This is a genomic window from Haloferax chudinovii (assembly GCF_042663345.1).
GTDB classification, from domain to species: Archaea; Halobacteriota; Halobacteria; order Halobacteriales; family Haloferacaceae; genus Haloferax; species Haloferax chudinovii.
On record NZ_JBHTAB010000003.1, the window covers coordinates 113,733 to 132,450 of the forward strand.

Consider the following 18,718-nt stretch of genomic DNA (forward strand, 5'->3'; position numbering starts at 1 on the left):
CCCGCGACGGGGACGCGGGAAGCGCGTCGTCGCCTCAGACGACGCATTTAGGGTCGCCGACGCCCCCCTGTCGGACATGCGAATCGAGAACAGCTTCATCCCCGTCCGCGGCGTGGGCGAGCGGACGGAGCGGAATCTCTGGCGGGCGGGGGCGACCCACTGGGACGAGTTCGACGCCTCGCTCGTCGGCGCGAAGACGGGCGACCGAATCGAGACGTTCATCGCCGACGCCGCCGCCAACCTCGACGACGGTAACTCGCGGTTCTTCGACGACTGCTTCCCCTCGGGCGAGCGCTGGCGACTGTACGAGAACTTCCGCGACGAGACGTGCTTTTTCGACATCGAGACGACCGGCCTGTCGCCCGAGCGCGACTCGGTGACGACCGTCTCGTTCTATCAGGACGGCGAGACCACGACGCTCGTCAGCGGGGAGGACCTGACGGCCGATGCCCTCCGCGAGCAGTTCGCCGACGCGAAACTCATCGCGACGTTCAACGGCGCGCGCTTCGACGTGCCCTTCCTCGAGACCTCGTTCGACGTTTCCATCGACGTGCCGCACGTCGATTTGATGTATCCGTGCCGGACGCTCGACCTCACCGGCGGGCTGAAGCAAATCGAGACGGACGTCGGCATCGACCGCGACCGCCCCGACATCTCCGGGCGCGACGCCGTCCGCCTCTGGCGCGAGTACGAGCGCGGCGACCAGTCGTCGCTCGACACGCTCGTGTCGTACAACCGCGAGGACGCGGTCAACCTCGAACGCCTCATGGAGACCGTCACCGGCCGCCTCCACGACCGCGCCTGCGAGGGGCTCGACGCGGACTTCGCCTGAGGCCGGCGGCGAGCCGACTCCACGCCCGCGGCCGGACGACAGCCGACCGGCGCAAGCATGACGGAACCCCGCGCTTTTTTCATCCCCCAAAGCGACCCGCCGCACATGACCGACGACCCCGACGCCGACTCAGGGGCGGACGACCCCGGCGATTCGACCCCGCCGTCCGACGACGCGACCGAGGCGACCGACGGCGACGAGCCGGTCGACGCCGACGCGGCCGTCGAAGCGGCGGACGGCGGCACAGACGAGCGCGACGATAACGGCAACGGCGACGAGACCGTCCCGCACGTCGAACTCGATCTCTACGAACTCTCCGTCCGCGTCAGCGGGCAGTCCAACGACGAACTCGACGACGTGGAGGCGTCGGCGACTCGACTCATGGACTACCTCGTCGACCACGCGAAAGAGCTGGAAGACCAGCCCGACACCCGCGGACTCAGCTAACGCCGGCACTCGCACCGCTTCGGTTTTGGCAAACCTAAACGCTCAAGAGCGGCCGTCGACAACCCCGCCCAATGACCGAGTTCACCTTCGACGACCTCGCGGTCGTGATGGGGACGTACAACGAAGAACAGGCCATCGGGTCCGTGTTGGCCGACATCGACCGGGTTACCGACGGGCGCGCCGAGGTCGTCTGCGTGGACGGCTCGGACGACCGGACGCCCGAAATCGCCCGGAAGATGGGCGCGCGCGTCATCGAACAGGAGCCGCGGGGGTACGGCGTCGCGGTCGAGGCCGCGGTGCTCGCGCCCGACCGCCCGGTCGTCGTCACCACGGACTGCGACGACACCTATCCGATGGAGTATCTCCCGAAGTTCCTCGACCTCATCAACGACGGCTACGACGTGGTTTCCGGCGACCGAATCACGACTGGCGCGGAGACGATGCCCCGACTGAACCGCGCGGGAAACGTCGCGTTCGCCCGCCTCGCCAGCGTTCTCATGGGCGCGACCGTCCACGACACGACCACCGGCATGCGGGCGTACCGCCGCGAACTCCTCCACGACATCGAGTGGACGGAGAACACGGGACTGTCCGCCGAACTCCTCATCCGCCCCGCGATGCGCGGCTACAACATCGCCGAGGTTCCCATCCCCTATCGCGAGCGCGCGGGCGAGACGAAACTCGACCCCCTCGCCGGCGGCGCGGCCATCGGGAAATCCATCGTCAAAGTCTGTCTGGAAGAACGGCTTCGGTTCTGAGTTCGCACGGCGAGCGCGCGTGATTCGAGAGCGATACGCGGAAACCGAGGGGGTCGGTCGTTCAGGCGGCCGTCACGACGAGTTCAGGATGTCGCGGACGCGCCGCGGTTCGCCGGAGAGAGCGGGCTCCTTCTCGACGATTTTCAGCACCTCGTGGTCGGTCACGTCGGGGTAGGACTTTCCGATGGCCTCCTCGATGAGGGCCTTTTCGAGGCGGAACTCCGTTCCCTCGTAGACCACGTCTACGCCGTCGTCGTCGAAAGAGAGAATCGTCATACCTCTCGTTGTATCCCGCGCGTAGTTAAATACGCGTCGTCGTCGCGAAACCGGCCGCCTCCGTCGCGTCTGACGGTCGTCTTGCGGACGGTTTATTACGGCACGGGTGTTGGTTCGGAGCGTGTCACTGGGTACGGACCCGCTCGATGCGCTCGACATCCCCGACGGGACGACGGTCGAGGAACACGACCTCGTCACCGACGGCGACGTGGTCGTCGGCGGGCAGAGCACCGTCGAGTTCGGCGTCCGCGGCCGGAACGTCCTCGCGGGCGAGCGCGTCACCTTCGGCGGCGACATCGAGGCCGAGGCCGACTGTCGACTCGACATGCTCGACGACGTGGCCGGCAACGTCCTCGTCGGCAACGACGCCTACCTCGGCGAGCGCGTCCACATCGCCGGCCGCCTGATGGTCTCTGGCGACCTCGACATCGGCGACGACGTCGACATCGAAGAGGGGTTCGAGGCCAACGGCTGGATCGTCATCCGCAACCCGATTCCGACGCTCGTGTTCTACTTCATCGTCTTCTCGCAACTCCTCCGACTCGGCGAGGACGAGGCGGCCGACGAACTCGCCGAAACGCTCGCGGGCGAGTCGCCGCACGACCCGCTCGTGATTCCCCGGAACGCCACCGTCTCCGACGACGCGTGGCGCGTCTCGACGCCCGCCCACGTCGGTTCGGACTGCCGCATTCACGGCAACATCCGCGCGAAGTCCATCGACCTCGCCGAGGACAACAACGTCTTCGGGAGCCTCCGCGCTCGCGACGACGTCGTCGTCGGGAGCGGGACGCGCATCCACGGCGACGTGACCACCCGGAACGGTGAGGTCCGCATCCACGAGGGCGCGCGCGTCCTCGGCGACGTGTCCTGTAACGACCTCGTCCTCGAAGCCGGTGCGCACGTCGACGGCACGATGCGCGCCCGCGGTGAGATGCGCATCCACCGCGACAACCTCCCCCGCGAGGCCGAGTAGTCGGCGTCGCGTCCGACTGACCGACCGCGGCATCTGCGGGCCCCGATAGCAACAGTCGCCGTTTGTGTTTACCCAACGATTAATCCTTCACGTCGAGAGTGTCGTCTATGGACAACCGACTGAAACTTCTCTCGGTCGCCCTCCTCGTCGTCCTCGCCGGCTGTTCCGGCGGCGCGGCGGACGGGGGTGCCGGCGGTGCAGAGAGCGTCTCGCTCACCGCCGACGCGTCCGGTTCCGCCGAGGCCGAACAGGCGGGCGGCGACGACCTCCCGCAGGTCCAGCGGCGGGCGGTCATCAGGAACGGCCAGATGGAGCTGACCGTCGACGACTTCAACGAGTCGCGCGACGCGGTCGAGGCGACCGCCGAATCCTACGGCGGCTACGTCAGCGATTCGAACGAGTACGTCAACCGTCGGAGCGGCGGCACCTACCGCTCGGGGCAACTCGTCGTGCGCGTCCCCTCCGAGAACTTCTCGGCGTTCATGTCCGAGACGCAGAACCTCGGCGAAGTCGAGCGCGTCGAGACGAGTTCGGAAGACGTGACCGACCAACTGGTCGACCTCGAAGCGCGCCTGAGCAACCTCCGCGCCCAGCGCGACCGCCTCCGCGACCTCTACGAGTCGGCCAACACGACCGAAGACGTGCTCGCGGTCGAAGAGCGTCTGACCGAGGTCCAGACCGAAATCGAGCGGCTCGAAGCCCAGAAGCAGTCGCTCGAAGACCGGGCCGCCCTCTCGACCGTCCGCGTCTCGCTGTCCGAGCGGCCGCCCGGCCCGGCGCAGTGGTACGACACGCCGGTCTTACAGGCGTTCTCCGAGTCGGTCAACGGCGCGTTCGTCGCCCTCCGGGCGCTCGTCGTCGCCGTCGCCTACGCGGCCCCGTACCTCGTCGTCTTCGGCGGCCTCCTCGCGATTCTCGGGAGCGGGGCGGTGGTCGCCGGCCGCGCCGTGCTCAGGCGACTGACGAACTGACCCTCGCGTCTCGCCTGTCGCTTCGTCGTCAGTCGCTTCGTCGTCAATCGCTTCGTCGTCAATCGCTCTGTCGTCAATCGCTTCGTCGTCCGTCGCTCCGTCGTCGCTCGCGCTCCCTCGCACGCGAGCGTTTTTCCGCGTCCGCGACCATCGTCGAGCCATGCTCTCTCTCGCGTTAGCCGGCAAGCCGAACGCCGGCAAATCGACGTTCTACACGGCCTCGACGCTCGCCGAGGTCGACGTGGCGAACTATCCCTTCACGACTATCGACGCGAACCGCGGCGTCACGCACGCTCGCACCCGCTGTCCCTGTCTCGACCGCGACGAGCGCTGTGGTAACTGCGAGAACGGCATCCGCTACGTTCCGGTCGAACTCGTCGACGTGGCCGGCCTCGTCCCCGGCGCGCACGAGGGTCGCGGCCTCGGCAATCAGTTCCTCGACGAACTGACGAACGCCGACGCCATCGTCAACGTGGTCGACGCCTCCGGCGGGACGAACGCCGAGGGCGAACCCGTCGAAGTCGGCACGTTCGACCCCGTCGAGGAGGTCGACTTCATCGAAGAGGAACTCGAACAGTGGCTCGCGGGCATCGTCCACAAGAACTGGGAGTCCGTGGTCCGCAAGTCGCGGTCGCCCGATTTCGACATGGACGACGCCCTCTCGGACCTCCTGACGGGCGTCGGCGCGAGCGAGTACGACATCGCCGCCGTCCTGCGGGACCTCGACTACTCGCCGAACCCCAAAGATTGGGACGACGAGGACCGCGTCGAACTCGCCCGCGCGATTCGCCAGCGGACCAAGCCAATCGTCCTCGTCGCCAACAAGGTCGACATCGCGCCCCCGGCAAACCTCGAACGACTCGCCGAGACCGGAAAGCCCGTCATCGCCGCGACCACGGACGGCGAACTCGCGCTCCGGCGGGCCCGCGAGGCGGGCATCATCGACTACCACCCCGGCGACGACGACTTCGAACTCGTCGGCGACGTGAGCGGCGCACAGGAGAAAGGCCTCGAACGCATCCGCGACCTGATGGGCGAACACGGCGGCACCGGCACGCAGGAGGCCATCGACACCGCGGTCTACGACGTGCTCGACCGCATCACGGTCTACCCGGTCCAAAACGAGTCGAAGTGGACCGACGGCACGGGCAACGTCCTCCCCGACGCCTTCCTCCTCCCGCGGGGGTCGACGCCGCGGGACCTCGCGTACGCGGTCCACTCCGACATCGGCGACGGCTACCTCCACGCGGTCGACGCGCGGGCGAACCGCCGCATCGCCGAAGACCACGAACTCGAAGCGGGCGACGTCATCAAAATCGTCTCGACGGCGAAGTAACTGTCAGTAACTCGTCTTTTCTGCCGGATTTAGTTGTTTCTCATCGGTCAGTTATTCGTCTGTCACACCACACGTAAACTGAATTTCGCTATACAGAATTGGAGAGTGGGCGCAAGTTGTGGTTCACCGAGAGCGGACCAAACACAGGAGGCGGAGCCGTCGCTGTCGACTCGGCTGTCGCGCGGAAAATGATTCGTCGCGGCGGCGGCTCAGAGGTCCTTTGCGACGCGAAGCTCCGAGTCGGTGACCGTCTCGACCGACTCGGCCGGGACCTCGATGTCGTCGCCGTCGGCGTCGCCGAAACCGAGGCCCTGCAGGACCGCCTCGGCGAGGTCCGGGTCGGGTTCGACGTACGCGACTTGGGCGTCCGCGTCGACTTCGGTCACGATTCCGATCTGTTCGGCCTCCTCATCCATGAGGAACTTCCCTTCGTCGGCGGTCGAGAGAACTGACATTCGACCAATCGTTATGGCCGGGTGACATAATACCCTCCGGCCGGCACGAACGCTGATACGTTCTGCCCGCGTACGGAGCGCATGACAACTGGTTCACAGGTCTTCGAGACCGACGCCCGCCGGCTTCCGCTGTCCGAGACGCGGGTGCTCCTCGGCGTCGGGCTGGCGATTGCCCTCGTCGCCGGCCTCGTCTTCCGCGTCGTCGGCCAACTCGTGTTGGCTCCCTCCCACCCGCTGGTCACGGCCGCGGTGTTCGCGTTGACGGTTCCCGCGATGTGGGCGCTCGCGGTCGGGGTCTTCCGGTGGCGGGGGCTCTCCGGCGGCGCGCGGCGGGAGGCCGCGGTGTTGCTCGTCGTCCCCGGGATGCTCGTCGACGCGGTCTCGACGGCGCTGTTTTCGGTCGTCTACCCGAACATGGGCCTCGAATCCGCGGGGCTCTTCGGCGGGCTGTTGCTCTTGGCGTACGCGACGATGCTCGTCGCAGGGTTCGTCGGTCGGTGACGGCGGCGGCGACGAAGCGACGATACGGCTCTTTTCGTCTCCCGAGCGGGACGCCGCGACCGAAGAATAAGACGCGAAGCGGCGGTCGAAGTCCGACTCGTCAGTCCGACTCCGACGAGGTACCGAAGGCCGTCGGGACGCTCACGTCGGCGTGTTGGGAGAGGTAGTACGCGAGCGCGAACAGCGCGAGGACGCCGATGCCGAGGAGCGCCAGCGAGCCCACGCCGTAACCGCTGGCGAGGAACAGCCCCGTCGCGACGGTTCCGCAGAGGACGGCGTACGGAATCTGCGTGTTCACGTGGTCGACGTGGTCCGCGCCGGCGAACATCGACGAGAGAACCGTCGTGTCGCTGATGGGCGAACAGTGGTCACCGAACAGCGAGCCGGTGAGGATAGCGCCGATGGCTCCGGGGAGCGGCGCGCCGAGCTGGTAGGCAAGCGGCACCGCGACGGGGAACATGATACCCATCGTCCCCCACGACGTGCCTATCGAGAACGAGATGATGGCCGCGGCGAGGAAGACGACCGCGGGCAGGAGTTCGGGCGTGATGATTCCCTCGGCGATGCTGACGACGAAGGGACCGACGCCGAGCGCCTCGCTGACGCCGCCGATGGTCCACGCCAGCGAGAGGACGGCCACGGGGAACATGACCATCTTGAATCCCTCGAAGATGGCGTCGCTGACGGCTTCGAGTTGGACGCGGGCGTGGCCGACGAGGATGGCGAGCAGGAGCGCGCACGCCGAGAAGACGCCCCAGAGGATGGCGTCGGCGGTGGCCGCTTCCTTCAGCGCCTCGACGGGTGCGACCCCGGGCCAGCCGCCGGAGTACAGCAGGCCGAAGCCGGTGACGGCGACGAGCGCGACGATAGGCGCGGCGAAGTACCACCAGCGCGAGTCGACGTGGTCGGGCGTGACGATGTCCTCTTCGCGCGTCTCGATGAGGGGGTCGGCGTCGTCGCCGAGGACCTTCCCCTCTTCTTTCGCGCGGCGCTCGGCGCGCTTCATCGGCCCGAAGTCCCAGTCCATCACGACGAGGATGAACACGAGCGCGACCGCGAGCAGGCTGTAGAAGCGGAACGGGATGCTCTGGAGGAACACCACGAAGGCGCTCTGGTCGATGCCGAGCGAGGCGAACTGCTCGCGGATGAGGCCGACCTCGAAGCCGACCCACGTCGAGACGACAGCGACGCTCACCACGGGCGAGGTGGTCGAGTCGAGCAGGTACGCGAGCTTCTCGCGGCTGATGTCGAACTTGTCGGTGATGGGCCGCATCACCGAACCCGTAATCATCGTGCTCGCGTAGGAGTCGACGAAGATGAGCATCCCGAGGACGCTCGTCCCCAACGCGGCCTGTTTCCGGGTCTTGATTCGGGCGATGATGCGCTGTGCGAGCGCGTTCATCCCGCCCGAGAGGAATATCATCCCGAGCATCGCGCCCGAGAGGAACGTAAACAGGAGGAGTTTGCTGTTGAACGACTCGGTCACGTTGTTGATGACCAACTGGAGGGAGTACGCGGCCCCGCCGATTGGGTTCCATCCCACCAAGATGGTCGCACCGATCCAGATACCGGTGAAAAGCGAGAGGAGCACCTGCCGACTGACGAGCGTCAGCACGATTGCGAAGAGCGCCGGCAGTAGGCTGATGACTCCCTGCGTCTCTACGGGCATGACAAACGTTTCGTCACCTGCTCCCGAATTTAAGGGTTTTCACTTCGAACGCTGAGAATAAGACGTATCGGATGCCGTTAGTTGACGTAGTTCGGCCGACGAATCGGCTGATTTCGGGCGCTTGAGGGCCTCAGACGACCGCGTCGTACGCTTCGCCCATTATCTCGATTGCCTCGCGGAGCGACTCGGTATCAGTCGCGTACGACAGGCGGGCGTAGCCGCGGCCGTGCTCGCCGAACGCCTCGCCGGGGACGATAATCACGCCGCGGTCGATGCACTCGTCGACGAAGCCCTCGGGCACCTCGGGCATGACGTAGAACGCGCCGCCCGGCGACGGGACAGTGAGACCGATGTCCTCCAGCCCCGCAACCACGAGGTCGCGGCGCTCGCGGAACGTCTCCGTCATCTCTTCGATGCGGTCCTGCGGGCCGCTGAGCGCGGCCTCGGCGGCGAACTGCGCCGGGGCGGAGGCGCACGCCTGCACGTACTGGTGGACGCGGAGCATGCGCTCGACCCGGCGGGTGGAGCCGTACACCCAGCCGAGCCGCCAGCCCGTCATCGAAAACAGCTTCGAGGCCGAGTTGACGACGACGACGTTGTCGGTCTCGGCGAACTCGATGGGAGAGCGGTGTTCCCCCTCGAAGACGGTGTACTCGTACACCTCGTCGGAGATGCAGAGCACGTCGTGCTCGTCGGCGATGCGGGCGAACTCGGCGATGTCGTCGGGCGGCGAGACCGCGCCCGTCGGGTTGCCGGGGCTGTTGACGACGAACGCCGCGGTGTCGTCGGTGATGGCGTCTTCGACCGCCTCGGGGTCGAGCGTCAGGTCGTCGCGGAGGGGGACCGGCACCGGGTCGCCGCCGGCGAGTTTGGTGAGCGCGTCGTAGGAGACGAAGCCGGGGTCGGGGATGATGACCTCGTCGCCCTCGTTCACGTGCGCCTCGATGGCGATGTGGAGCGCTTCGCTCCCCCCGGCCGTGGCGATGACGTCGTCGGGGTCGAGGTCGACGCCCTGGTCGCGGCGGTGTTTCTCGGCGATGGCCTCGCGCAGGCTCGGGAGGCCCTTATTCCCGGTGTAACCGTCGGCCTCGCCGGCCTCGATGGCCTCGACAGCCGCCCGTCGGGCGTGGTCCGGGGCCGGGAAGTCGGGCTGACCCAGCCCGAGGTTGATAGCGTCTTCGCCAGCCGCCTCGAACACCTTGCGAATGCCGCTGATGGAGATGCGCTCCACTCGGTCGGAGAAGTGCGTCATATCCTATCCCGTGTCGCCGTTCGGGATAGTTCTTCCCACGCACGGCCGCGATTGACCCGTTGTCTCGATGATGTGACCGGCGTCGTTTGTCGGAGGTTACTGCCGCTATCTGGGAGGCGTCGATTCAGAAAAACCGACCGCTCAAACCCCGGATACGGCCGCAGACCGGACTTTCTCCGGTTTCGACGCGTCATCTACCGCGTCTATCGTTACCGGGTACGCGCCCGGAATAAGGCGCTGATTCGTAACGAGGACAATGACAGAGGCACCACGCTCGACTTCGACTAGCCGTAGACGATTCCTGCAGGGCTCCGGCCTCGCCGCGACCGCCGGCCTCGCGGGCTGTCTCGGCGGCTCCGGCGGGAGCGGGCTGGACGAACTCAACGTCGCCTACATGCCCATCTACCCGGACATGCAGTACTTCGTGATGGAAGAAGAGGGGCTGTTCGACCAGCTCTCGGTCCCGGTCGCGGGCAAGAAGTTCTCCGACGGCCCGAGCATCGTGCAGGCGTCCGCGACGGGCGACTTCGACGTGATGATGTTCGGTATCGTCCCGGCGATGATTGTCATGGACAAGGGCATCCCCGCGAAGATAACCGCGGCGAACATCAAGAACGCGATGCAGATTCTCGCCACCGACGAGTTCGCCGCCCTGTGGGAGGAACACGGTTCGGACGCCTTCGCCGAGTTCGAGGCACAGAAGGGCCGGAAGTTCACGTTCGGCACGTTCCCGCCGGGGTCGGTCCCGGACATCCTGCTCCGCTACTGGATTCAGAACACGCTCGGCCTCGACCCCGAGGAGGACGTAAACATCAAGGGCCTCGGCGGCGCGGCCGCGGTCCAGCAGGCGCTCCTCTCGAACAACGTCGACGGCACGAGCATCATGGAGCCCGTGCCGACGGTCATCGACGCCAACGACGCGCCGTTCCAGTCCATCGCGTGGGCGGGCGACTTCATGCCCGGTCAGCCCGCGGCGGTCACGCTCATGCACGACCGCCTCCGGCAGGACAACCGCGACCTCGCCACGGAGTTCGTCGAACTCCACCAGCAGGCGACGGACTTCGTCGCCGACGACCCCGACACGGCGGCCCAGCACGCGAGCTCGGTCATCGGCGAGAGCGCGCTCCCGGTCGAGACCGCCCGCGCGGCGCTCGACTCGCCCGCGTCCGACTTCATCACCGACCCCCACGACATCGAAGGCGGGGCCGAAATCTTCGCCGACTACGCCCAGACGCTCGGGAAGACCGAAGCGCAGTTGAGCATCGACGAGATGTTCGACTACGGGGTCTACGGCTCGCTATGAGCAACGACGAAGTCGGCGCGGGCGTCACCCTCTCGGAGACCGAGGCGGACGAGCGACTGCTCGACCGACTCGCGGCCGTCTCGTCGGAACAGACGGGGCTCGCGGTCGCCGGCTTCGCGGGCTTTCTCGCCGTCTGGTACGTCGCCGCGCTGTTCCAGCCGACGTATCTCCTCCCGTCGCCCGTCGAGGTGCTCGCGGCGTTCGTCGTCGAGCTCACCGCGCCGGCCTCGCTGTCGATTCCCCTCACCGGCGTGGAACTCCCGGCGACCCGACTGCTCGTCAAGCTAATCCAGAGCCTCTACCACTACGTGCCGGGACTGCTCATCGGGACGTCGCTCGGCGTCTTCGCGGGCGTCGCCATGGGCTGGAACGCTCGCGTCGACAGCGTCTTCACGCCCGTCACGCGCGTCCTCCGCCCGATTCCGCCGCTGGCGTGGATCGGCTTCGCCATCATCTGGCTCGGCGTCAACCACCGTGGCGCGACGTTCATCGTCGCCATCGGCTCGTTCTGGATTAACTTCTACAGCGCCTACGGCGGCGTCGAGGGCGTCTCGGAGGACCTCAAAGAGGTCGCCGCGACCCTCGGCGTCGACGACGACTGGACGATGATTCGGAAGGTCGTCATCCCGGCGGCCAGCCCCTCAATCATGACCGGCATCCGGACGAGCATCGGCCAGTGTTGGATGATCGTCGTCGCGGCCGAACTCATCGTCGGCGTCGGCGTCGGCTACGAGATTCTCAACACGGCGCAGAACCTCGCGATGGACGTCTCTGTCGCCTACATGCTCGTCATCAGCATCGTCTTCCTCGTGAGCGACGGCCTGTTCCGCCGGGTCGAACGGCGGGTTCTGGAGTGGCGAGCATGAGCGACGACGCGAACGCGGGCGCGGACGCGGGAACGACCGCGGCCGCGACGGGCACCGACGAGGCCGCGAAGGTCAGCGTCGACTCGCTCGGCAAGACCTACGCGTCCGACCGGCGGACGGTCGAAGCCCTCTCAGGCGTGGAGTTCGCCGTCGAGGACGGCGAGTTCGTCTGTATCGTCGGCCCCTCGGGGTGCGGCAAGACGACGCTGTTCCGCATCATCGCCGGTCTCGAAGACGCCACGACGGGCGCGGTTACGCTCGACGGCTCGCCCGTCACCGGCCCCGGCACCGACCGCGGGATGGTGTTCCAAGAGTACGGGCTGTTCCCGTGGCGGACCGTCACCGAGAACGTCGCCTTCGGGCTCGAAGAACAGGGCGTCGAGGAGCCCGAACACTCGGAACGCGTGACCGAGATGCTCGAACTCGTCGGTCTCGACGGCTTCGCGGACGCCTACCCAAAAGAGCTGTCCGGCGGGATGAAACAGCGCGTCGGCATCGCCCGCGCGCTCGCGGTCGACCCCGAACTCCTCCTCATGGACGAGCCGTTCGGCGCGGTCGACGCGCAGACCCGCGGCATGCTCCACGGCGAACTGCTCGACATCTGGGCGGAGACGGACAAGACGGTGCTGTTCGTCACCCACGACGTGGAGGAGGCGGTCACGCTCGCCGACCGGGTGGTCGTCATGGCCGCCAACCCGGGTCGCGTCCGCGAAATCGTCTCGGTCGATATCGACCGCCCGCGCGAGCGGACCGAAAGCGAGTTCGCGGAATACGTCGAACGGATTCGCGGGCTCATCGGGAAGTAGCTCTGGCTCCCGGTTCTCGCGTCTCTCCCCGCTCGTCTCTCGTACCTACTCTCTCGCCTCTCGCAGTTCGTCGATGTGCGCGTCGATGACCGACAGCGTCGCGTCGGCGTCGACGTAGCCCTTCTCGTACTCCGATATCGCGCTGTTGTAGTCGCTGAGGAACTGTGCGACCGCGTCGTCGAGGTCGTCGCTCATACGGGTCCGTAGCCCCGCCATCGGATTTGAACCTTCGGCTCGCGGACGGCGGGTCAACGGGTCGGCGACCCGCGGCGGTCCCCGTGGACACCACCCACAGCGAGGACCGTCGGTTTATCACCGCGGCCCGCCAACGCGCCGGTAGTGACGACCCTCCGCTTCGAGGACGGCACCGTCCACGTCGGCACCGATGACGACGGCGACGACGCCGACGCCGACGTTCGGGCCGCCCTCGCCGACGTGCCGAGCGTCGAAGCCGACCCCCGAAGCGGCGGCTATCGCGCCCCAGCGATGCGGTACGCCGCGGTTCGGGACGCGCTCGACGCGGCCGGCATCGACTACGACGACCGAGTCGCGGCCGCGCTCGACTCCCCCCTCCCGCTTTCGACCACTTACGACCTCCGCGACTACCAGCGCGCCGCCCTCGACGCGTGGCTCGATGCAGACGCCGCGGGCGTCGTGGAACTGCCGACCGGCGCGGGCAAGACGGTGCTCGCGGTCGCCGCGATGGTCGCCCGCTCGGTGCCGACGCTCGTCGTCGTGCCGACCATCGATTTACAGGACCAGTGGATACGCGAACTCGAAACCGAGTTCGACGTGCCGGTCGGCCGGTTCGGCGGCGGCGAACAGACGCAGGAGGCCATCACGGTCTCGACGTACGACTCGGCGTATCTCCGCGCCGACGACGTGGGTGGCGACTTCGGCCTCGTCGTCTTCGACGAGGTGCATCATCTCGGCGGCGAGGGGTATCGGGACATCCCGCGGTTTCTCGCCGCGCCCGCCCGCCTCGGCCTGACGGCGACGTTCGAGCGCCCCGACGGCGCACACGAGCGCGTGGCGGAACTCGTCGGCCCGCGGGCGTACCGCCTCGACGTGGACGACTTGGCGGGCGACCACCTCGCGGACTACGAGGTCCGCCGCGTCGAGGTCGAACTCACGGCCGACGAGCGCGAGACGTACGACGAGGCACAGGAGACGTTCGTGAACTACCTGCGCACCTCGGGGCTGTCGATGCAGTCGGGAAGCGACTACCAGAAGCTCGTGATGCGGTCGGGAAACGACCCGCGAGCGCGGCAGGCGCTTCTCGCCAAACAACGCGCCCGCGACGTGATGATGAACTCCGAGGCGAAGGTGGACAAACTGGCTCGGTTGCTCGCGCGGCACCGCGAGGACCGCGTCATCGTCTTCACCGCCTCGACAGACCTCGTCTACCGCATCTCGCGGCGCTTTCTCGTCCCGCCGATAACGAACGAGACCGGCACGAAAGAGCGCCGCGAAATCCTCGACCGCTTCCGCGACGGCACCTACGACACCGTCGTCGCGGCCAACGTGCTCGACGAGGGCGTTGACGTGCCCGACGCCAACGTCGGCATCCTCCTTTCGGGGTCGGGGTCGGAACGCGAGTTCACCCAGCGTCTCGGTCGCATCCTCCGCCCGAAGGCCGACGGCTCGACCGCGACGCTCTACGAACTCGTGAGCGTCGAGACGGCGGAAGAACGGGTGGCGGCCCGCCGTCGGTGACGCGACGCGGACGCGGGTCGACGCCGGCGGGAGAGTCGACCGCCTTCGACCTCAGACCAGCGAGACGTTCAGGTCTCCGTCGTCCGAGAAGGCGTCGTACTCGACGTCGAACTCGATTTCGAAGTCTGCGGTCCCGCCGGCCGGAACGGCGAGTTCCTGCGACCGCGTCGACCGTTCGCCGCCGACGGTGACCCGGACTTCGACCGTTGTGAGCCGCTCGGCCCCGCCGTCGTTGAGGACCGACCCGAACACCCGGAGACGGCCGTCGCCGGTCGCCTCGTAGTCGATATCTTCGATTCGGACCGGGGAAACCTCGGGCGTGTTTCGGGGGTCGCCCGCCGGTGCCGCCGGTGGGTTTCGCGGCCCCGTCGCGCCCGGTAGCGAGCCGAGACAGCCCGACGACAGGCCGACCGCGACCAGTCCGAGGAGGCGTCGTCGCTCCATACGGTGGCGTCCGCCGCGGGCGCAATGAACCTTGTCGTCCGTGTCGTCGTCGGTCTCTCAGCCGTGTCGTCGGTCGAGCGACGCCCGCGCTGTCGGCCGTGCTGTCGGCCGCGCCGTCGGTCGCGTCTCCCTCGCCGCCCGAGTCGCTTTTGTCCCGCGGCCCCCTCGTGGCGAGCGTGCTGACGAAGGACCTGCTTCGCGTGTCGCGGGCGGGCGGCGGCTATCACCCGCAGTTCGCCGACCGGGGCGACCGCCCGCTGGCCGCGAAGGCAATCGGCGTCTTCCGGCGACACGTCGGCGACGCGCGGGCCGCCCTCGACGACGCTCTCGCCGACCTCGAAGCCGAGGCCGACGACTTCAAACTCGCCCGCGGCTTCGCGTCGCTCCTCGACCGCGAGGCGGTCTTCGAGACGGCGGCCCCCCTACCGCCCGCTCGCGCCCGCCGCGCCGCGTTCGAGGCCGCGATGGCGGTCGGCGGCGTGACGACGCCCGACGAGCGGGCCGCGGCGCTCGACCGCGCGGCGTCCTCGCTCGGGTCGTCGCCCGACGGCGTCGACGCGTCGCTGACCGCCGACCGCGAGGTCGAACAGGTGCTGTCCGAGTTCGACCCGCGGTGGACGCCCGACGAACTGCTCGCGCAGTACAACCTCTCGCTCGCCCAGACAGCCCTGTTCGACGCGACCGAGGTGCGCGTCCGAAGCTCCGACCCGAAGGCCGTCGTCTCGGCGGTCAAGCGACTCCGGCTGATGTACGAGGTTCGGAAGACCGACGCCGGCCGCGAGGTCGTCGTCACCGGCCCCGACGCGCTCTTTCGGCGAACTCGGCGGTACGGGACCGCCTTCGCCCGCCTGCTTCGATCGGTCGCCACCGCCGGCGACTGGCGACTCGTGGCGACCATCGACGACCGCGGGACCGAGCGCGAACTGACGCTCACGAGCGACGACGTGTCGGTCCCCGGCGTCGAGCCGATGGCCGAACCCGGCTTCGACAGCGACGTGGAGGCCGACTTCGCCGCCCGTTTCCGCGGCCTCGACCTCGACTGGTCGCTCGTCCGGGAGCCGGAACCCCTCGAAACGGGGACGAGCGTGATGATTCCCGACTTCGCGTTCGACTACGCGCACGCCGACTTCCGCGTCTTCTTCGAGATTATGGGCTTTTGGACGCCCGAGTACGTCGAGAAGAAGTTGGGCCAACTCGCCGACGTGGAGGACGTGGAACTCGTCGTCGCCGTCGACGACTCGCTCGGCGTCGGCGAGGACATCGCCGCCCGCGACCATCGGGCCGTCCCGTACGCCGGCTCCGTGCGCGTGAAGGACGTGGTTGACGTGTTGCGCGACTACGAGTCCGACCTCGTCGCCGACGCGGTCTCGTCGCTCCCCGCGGAACTCGCGCCCGACGACGACGTAGTGACGCTGTCGGACCTCGCGGCCGCCCGCGGCGTCTCGGTCGACGCGCTCGACGACGTGGCCTTTCCGGAACACGAACTCGTCGGGCGGACGCTTGTCCGCCCGGCCGTCCTCGACGCGCTCGCCGGGGCGGTCGAGGCGGGGATGTCGCTGTCTGCCGCAGAAGCCGCCCTCGACGACCGCGGCCTCGACGATTCGAGCGCGGTCCTCTCGCGGCTCGGCTACCGGGTCGAGTGGGAGGGGCTGACCGGCGGGACGGTCAGAGAGAAGTAGTCGCGGATGGCGAATCCGAGCCGCTCAGTCGAGTTTGACGAGGTCTTCCTGCCGGCCCTTCGGGACGGTCGAGCGGAGCTCCCCGTGGAGGTAGAGGCCGACGCCGAGCGGTTCGAGTTCGCCGGCGATTTCGTGGGCGGCGGTGAGGTAGCCCCAGTCGCCGTCCCACCGGTCGAGCTGTTGGTCGCGGCCGTCGACGAACGCCTTCGCCTCGCCCGGACTCAGTTCGACGACGTTCTTCGTCGCGTCGCCGCAGAACCGCTGGACCGCGTTGGTCGAGGGCTTCCAGTGGCGCTGGCGGGTCCGCAGGATGCGCATCCCGAGCCCCTCGACTTCGATGGGGTCGACGACCTCGCCGTGGAACGCCCAAATCTTGCCCGCGCCCTTCTCCCAGAACGTGTAGCTGTCGAAGACCGAGGGGCCGACGCCGAACCGTTCGTCCCACCAGTCGACGACCTCCTCGCGGGAGGGGCGACCTTCGACGACGCGGTCGGCGGCCGTCGGCGGCAGGCGGTCGAACTGCTGGCCCCAGTTCTCGTCGGGGGCGGTGTCGTCGCTCATGCGGTCACCTCCAGTTTGGCGGTGAAGAAGCCGCCCGTGTCGTTGTGGTGCGGGTAGACGCGGCGGCCCTTCGCCACCGACGGGTCGTACTCGTCGCCCTCCCACTCGGTGATGCCGGGCGCAGTCTCGAAGCCGTCGGGAACGTCCCACTCGACGACCTCGCAGTCCTCGCGGTCGAGGACGAAGTCGAGGACGGCCTCGTTCTCCTCGGGCGCGAAGGTACAGGTGGAGTAGACGACGGTGCCGCCGGCTTTCGTCACCTGCACGGCCCGCCGGAGGATGCCCTTCTGGATGCCGGCGACGCTTTTCACGTGGTTCATCGTCCACTCGTCGAGCACGTCGGGGTTCTTCCGGCAGGTCCCCTCGCAGGAGCACGGCGCGTCGACGAGGACGCGGTCGAACTGCTCGAACGACCCCGCCTTCTCGGGGGTCCGCTCCCCGAAGGGCTTCATCGAGAAGTTGCGGGCGTCCTGATTCGACACGACGAGGTTCGTCACGCCGAGGCGCTCGGCGTTGTGGCGGAGCGCCGACAGCCGACCGAGGTTGTTGTCGTTGCCGACGAGGACCCCCTCGTCGTCCATCATGGCGGCAATCTGAGTCGTCTTCGACCCCGGCGCGGCGCAGGTGTCCCACACCCGCTCGCCCGGTTGCGGGTCGAGGGCGATAGCCGGGAGCGCCGACACCTCCTCCTGACCGTGGAGCCAGCCGTGGAAGTACGGCCAGTTCGTCCCCGGACTGCTGTCTTCGAGTTTCAGGATGCCGGGGTGCCAGTCTGTCGGTTCGTAGGCGACGCCCTCGTCGTCGAGCGCCTCTCGGGCGCGCGCCACCGTCGTCTTGATGGTGTTGACGCGGACGACGGAGGGAAGCGGCCGCTCGCAGGCCGCGAAAAAGGCCTCCTCGTCGTCTACGAGCGGCGCGTACCGCTGGAGCGGGTTCATGACTACTCGATTCCGCGCGGGCGCGTTTGTCGGTTTCGGAGTCGCCGGCGTCGTCGCCGGGAGACGCCACGGTCGAAGCAGTCACGCCGGGGCGGGGCCGGCGGCCGATGACCGCGCACTCGCCCGTCGGATTTACTTCGCCTCGGTGACCATGTTCACGTATGGCACGCATTCGCGTCCTCGCGGAGGAACTCACCGACGAACTGGAGTCGCCGACGCTGGTCGAGGGACTGCCGGGCGTGGGGTTGGTCGGCAAAATCGCGGCCGACCACCTGGTAACGGAGTTCGGCATGACCCACTACGCGGACGTGTTCTGCGAGGGCGTCCCGCAGGTCGCGGTCTACATGGAGGACGACCCGGCGTTGCACCCGCCGGTCAGGCTCTACGCCGACGCGGAGCGGGACCTGCTCGTCCTCCAGAGCGACATTCCCATCCGCCCCGAGGCGGCGACCGAGCTCGCCACCTGTCTCGGCCCGTGGTTCGACGAGCTCGACGTGCTCCCCGTGTTCCTGTCGGGCATCGCCCGCGAGAAGTCCGAGGAGGTGCCGGCGCTCTACGGCGTCGGCACCGACGGCGCGCGGTCGCGGCTCGAAGCCGCCGATATCGACCGGCCGACGGAGACCGGCCTCGTTTCGGGACCGACGGGCGCGCTCCTGAGCAACGCCGTCTCGGTCGGTCGCCCGGCGCTCGCGCTGGTCGTCGAGTCTGACCCGCAGTTCCCCGACCCCGAGGCCGCCCGTGTCGTCATCAAACACGGCATCGAACCCCTCGTCGGCATCGAGGTGCCCGTGGACGACCTCGTGAACAGCGCCACCGAGATACGGCAGGCCAAAGAGCAGTTGGCCCGGCGGATGCAACAGTCCGACGAGGAGAGCACGCAGGCCCGACCGCTCGGGATGTACCAGTAAGCGGCGCTGGCCGTCGGTCGCGGGGAG

General features: G+C 68.1%; 21 protein-coding genes. 13 read left to right on the forward strand and 8 right to left on the reverse strand.

Annotation, left to right across the window (positions count from 1 at the left end):
* Window positions 1-76 precede the first annotated feature (76 nt).
* The 3 genes from ACFQI8_RS08115 (at window position 77) to ACFQI8_RS08125 (ending at window position 2,037) form a co-directional block, all read left to right on the forward strand.
* Complete coding sequence (locus tag ACFQI8_RS08115; RefSeq protein ID WP_390243864.1) at window positions 77-832, forward strand: ribonuclease H-like domain-containing protein; 756 nt, start codon at window positions 77-79, stop codon at window positions 830-832.
* Between the two features lie 105 nt (window positions 833-937).
* Entirely contained in the window at window positions 938-1,279 is a 342-nt protein-coding gene (locus ACFQI8_RS08120) for a DUF8002 family protein (RefSeq protein ID WP_390243865.1), read from the forward strand.
* A 71-nt stretch (window positions 1,280-1,350) separates the two neighbouring features.
* Window positions 1,351-2,037: a dolichyl-phosphate hexose transferase gene (locus ACFQI8_RS08125; RefSeq protein WP_390243866.1), complete on the forward strand. Its 687-nt coding sequence runs from the start codon at window positions 1,351-1,353 to the stop codon at window positions 2,035-2,037.
* A gap of 72 nt (window positions 2,038-2,109) precedes the next feature.
* Here the strand turns inward: ACFQI8_RS08125 and ACFQI8_RS08130 are convergent, their stop codons facing one another.
* Complete coding sequence (locus tag ACFQI8_RS08130) at window positions 2,110-2,313, reverse strand: DUF5800 family protein (protein ID WP_007274390.1); 204 nt, start codon at window positions 2,311-2,313, stop codon at window positions 2,110-2,112.
* A gap of 121 nt (window positions 2,314-2,434) precedes the next feature.
* Between ACFQI8_RS08130 and ACFQI8_RS08135 the strand changes: the two genes are divergently transcribed.
* From ACFQI8_RS08135 to ACFQI8_RS08145, 3 genes are all read left to right on the forward strand, one after another.
* Complete coding sequence (locus ACFQI8_RS08135; protein ID WP_390243867.1) at window positions 2,435-3,286, forward strand: polymer-forming cytoskeletal protein; 852 nt, start codon at window positions 2,435-2,437, stop codon at window positions 3,284-3,286.
* A 107-nt stretch (window positions 3,287-3,393) separates the two neighbouring features.
* Window positions 3,394-4,257 (forward strand): DUF4349 domain-containing protein, encoded by an 864-nt coding sequence (locus ACFQI8_RS08140; RefSeq protein ID WP_390243868.1) that lies wholly within the window; start codon window positions 3,394-3,396, stop codon window positions 4,255-4,257.
* Between the two features lie 160 nt (window positions 4,258-4,417).
* Window positions 4,418-5,593 (forward strand): redox-regulated ATPase YchF, encoded by a 1,176-nt coding sequence (locus ACFQI8_RS08145; protein ID WP_390243869.1) that lies wholly within the window; start codon window positions 4,418-4,420, stop codon window positions 5,591-5,593.
* A 209-nt stretch (window positions 5,594-5,802) separates the two neighbouring features.
* Here the strand turns inward: ACFQI8_RS08145 and ACFQI8_RS08150 are convergent, their stop codons facing one another.
* Window positions 5,803-6,048 carry a hypothetical protein gene (locus tag ACFQI8_RS08150; protein WP_390243870.1) on the reverse strand — a complete coding sequence of 82 codons (246 nt, stop codon included), beginning with the start codon at window positions 6,046-6,048 and terminating at the stop codon, window positions 5,803-5,805.
* An 81-nt stretch (window positions 6,049-6,129) separates the two neighbouring features.
* Between ACFQI8_RS08150 and ACFQI8_RS08155 the strand changes: the two genes are divergently transcribed.
* Window positions 6,130-6,549: a DUF5367 family protein gene (locus ACFQI8_RS08155; protein WP_390243871.1), complete on the forward strand. Its 420-nt coding sequence runs from the start codon at window positions 6,130-6,132 to the stop codon at window positions 6,547-6,549.
* A 100-nt stretch (window positions 6,550-6,649) separates the two neighbouring features.
* Here ACFQI8_RS08155 and ACFQI8_RS08160 read toward each other — a convergent pair whose 3' ends face one another.
* A complete protein-coding gene (locus tag ACFQI8_RS08160; RefSeq protein ID WP_390243872.1) occupies window positions 6,650-8,218 on the reverse strand; it encodes a Na+/H+ antiporter NhaC family protein in 1,569 nt (522 codons plus the stop codon).
* A 130-nt stretch (window positions 8,219-8,348) separates the two neighbouring features.
* On the reverse strand, window positions 8,349-9,470 hold the full coding sequence (locus tag ACFQI8_RS08165; protein ID WP_390243873.1) for a pyridoxal phosphate-dependent aminotransferase: 1,122 nt from the start codon (window positions 9,468-9,470) through the stop codon (window positions 8,349-8,351).
* Window positions 9,471-9,726: 256 nt separating this feature from the next.
* Between ACFQI8_RS08165 and ACFQI8_RS08170 the strand changes: the two genes are divergently transcribed.
* From ACFQI8_RS08170 to ACFQI8_RS08180, 3 genes are read left to right on the forward strand one after another with little or no spacing between them, the layout of a single operon-like run.
* Complete coding sequence (locus tag ACFQI8_RS08170; protein WP_390243874.1) at window positions 9,727-10,773, forward strand: ABC transporter substrate-binding protein; 1,047 nt, start codon at window positions 9,727-9,729, stop codon at window positions 10,771-10,773.
* Window positions 10,770-11,639: an ABC transporter permease gene (locus ACFQI8_RS08175; protein ID WP_390243875.1), complete on the forward strand. Its 870-nt coding sequence runs from the start codon at window positions 10,770-10,772 to the stop codon at window positions 11,637-11,639. Before ACFQI8_RS08170 ends, ACFQI8_RS08175 begins: the two co-directional genes overlap by 4 nt.
* The gene (locus tag ACFQI8_RS08180) at window positions 11,627-12,445 is read left to right on the forward strand and encodes an ABC transporter ATP-binding protein (RefSeq protein ID WP_390243876.1); all 819 of its coding nucleotides are present in this window, start codon (window positions 11,627-11,629) and stop codon (window positions 12,443-12,445) included. Before ACFQI8_RS08175 ends, ACFQI8_RS08180 begins: the two co-directional genes overlap by 13 nt.
* A gap of 45 nt (window positions 12,446-12,490) precedes the next feature.
* Here the strand turns inward: ACFQI8_RS08180 and ACFQI8_RS08185 are convergent, their stop codons facing one another.
* Window positions 12,491-12,640, reverse strand: coding sequence for a hypothetical protein (locus ACFQI8_RS08185; protein ID WP_390243877.1), 150 nt, complete (start codon window positions 12,638-12,640; stop codon window positions 12,491-12,493).
* A 144-nt stretch (window positions 12,641-12,784) separates the two neighbouring features.
* Between ACFQI8_RS08185 and ACFQI8_RS08190 the strand changes: the two genes are divergently transcribed.
* Window positions 12,785-14,161, forward strand: a complete 1,377-nt coding sequence (locus tag ACFQI8_RS08190) for a DEAD/DEAH box helicase family protein (RefSeq protein WP_390243878.1) — start codon at window positions 12,785-12,787, stop codon at window positions 14,159-14,161.
* A gap of 51 nt (window positions 14,162-14,212) precedes the next feature.
* On the opposite strand, the gene ACFQI8_RS08195 is transcribed toward ACFQI8_RS08190, so the two are convergent.
* Window positions 14,213-14,605, reverse strand: coding sequence for a transcriptional initiation protein Tat (locus ACFQI8_RS08195; RefSeq protein ID WP_390243879.1), 393 nt, complete (start codon window positions 14,603-14,605; stop codon window positions 14,213-14,215).
* A gap of 176 nt (window positions 14,606-14,781) precedes the next feature.
* Here ACFQI8_RS08195 and ACFQI8_RS08200 point away from each other — a divergent pair, with 176 nt between their 5' ends.
* Window positions 14,782-16,284, forward strand: coding sequence for a DUF790 family protein (locus ACFQI8_RS08200; protein ID WP_390243880.1), 1,503 nt, complete (start codon window positions 14,782-14,784; stop codon window positions 16,282-16,284).
* Window positions 16,285-16,308: 24 nt separating this feature from the next.
* Here ACFQI8_RS08200 and ACFQI8_RS08205 read toward each other — a convergent pair whose 3' ends face one another.
* Both ACFQI8_RS08205 and ACFQI8_RS08210 read right to left on the reverse strand, forming a co-directional pair.
* Window positions 16,309-16,845, reverse strand: coding sequence for a DUF7122 family protein (locus ACFQI8_RS08205; protein ID WP_390243881.1), 537 nt, complete (start codon window positions 16,843-16,845; stop codon window positions 16,309-16,311).
* Window positions 16,842-17,783, reverse strand: a complete 942-nt coding sequence (locus ACFQI8_RS08210) for an RsmB/NOP family class I SAM-dependent RNA methyltransferase (RefSeq protein WP_390243882.1) — start codon at window positions 17,781-17,783, stop codon at window positions 16,842-16,844. The genes ACFQI8_RS08205 and ACFQI8_RS08210 overlap by 4 nt, the downstream gene beginning before the upstream one ends.
* 161 nt (window positions 17,784-17,944) lie before the next feature.
* Here ACFQI8_RS08210 and ACFQI8_RS08215 point away from each other — a divergent pair, with 161 nt between their 5' ends.
* A complete protein-coding gene (locus ACFQI8_RS08215) occupies window positions 17,945-18,691 on the forward strand; it encodes a proteasome assembly chaperone family protein (protein ID WP_390243883.1) in 747 nt (248 codons plus the stop codon).
* Window positions 18,692-18,718 lie beyond the last annotated feature (27 nt).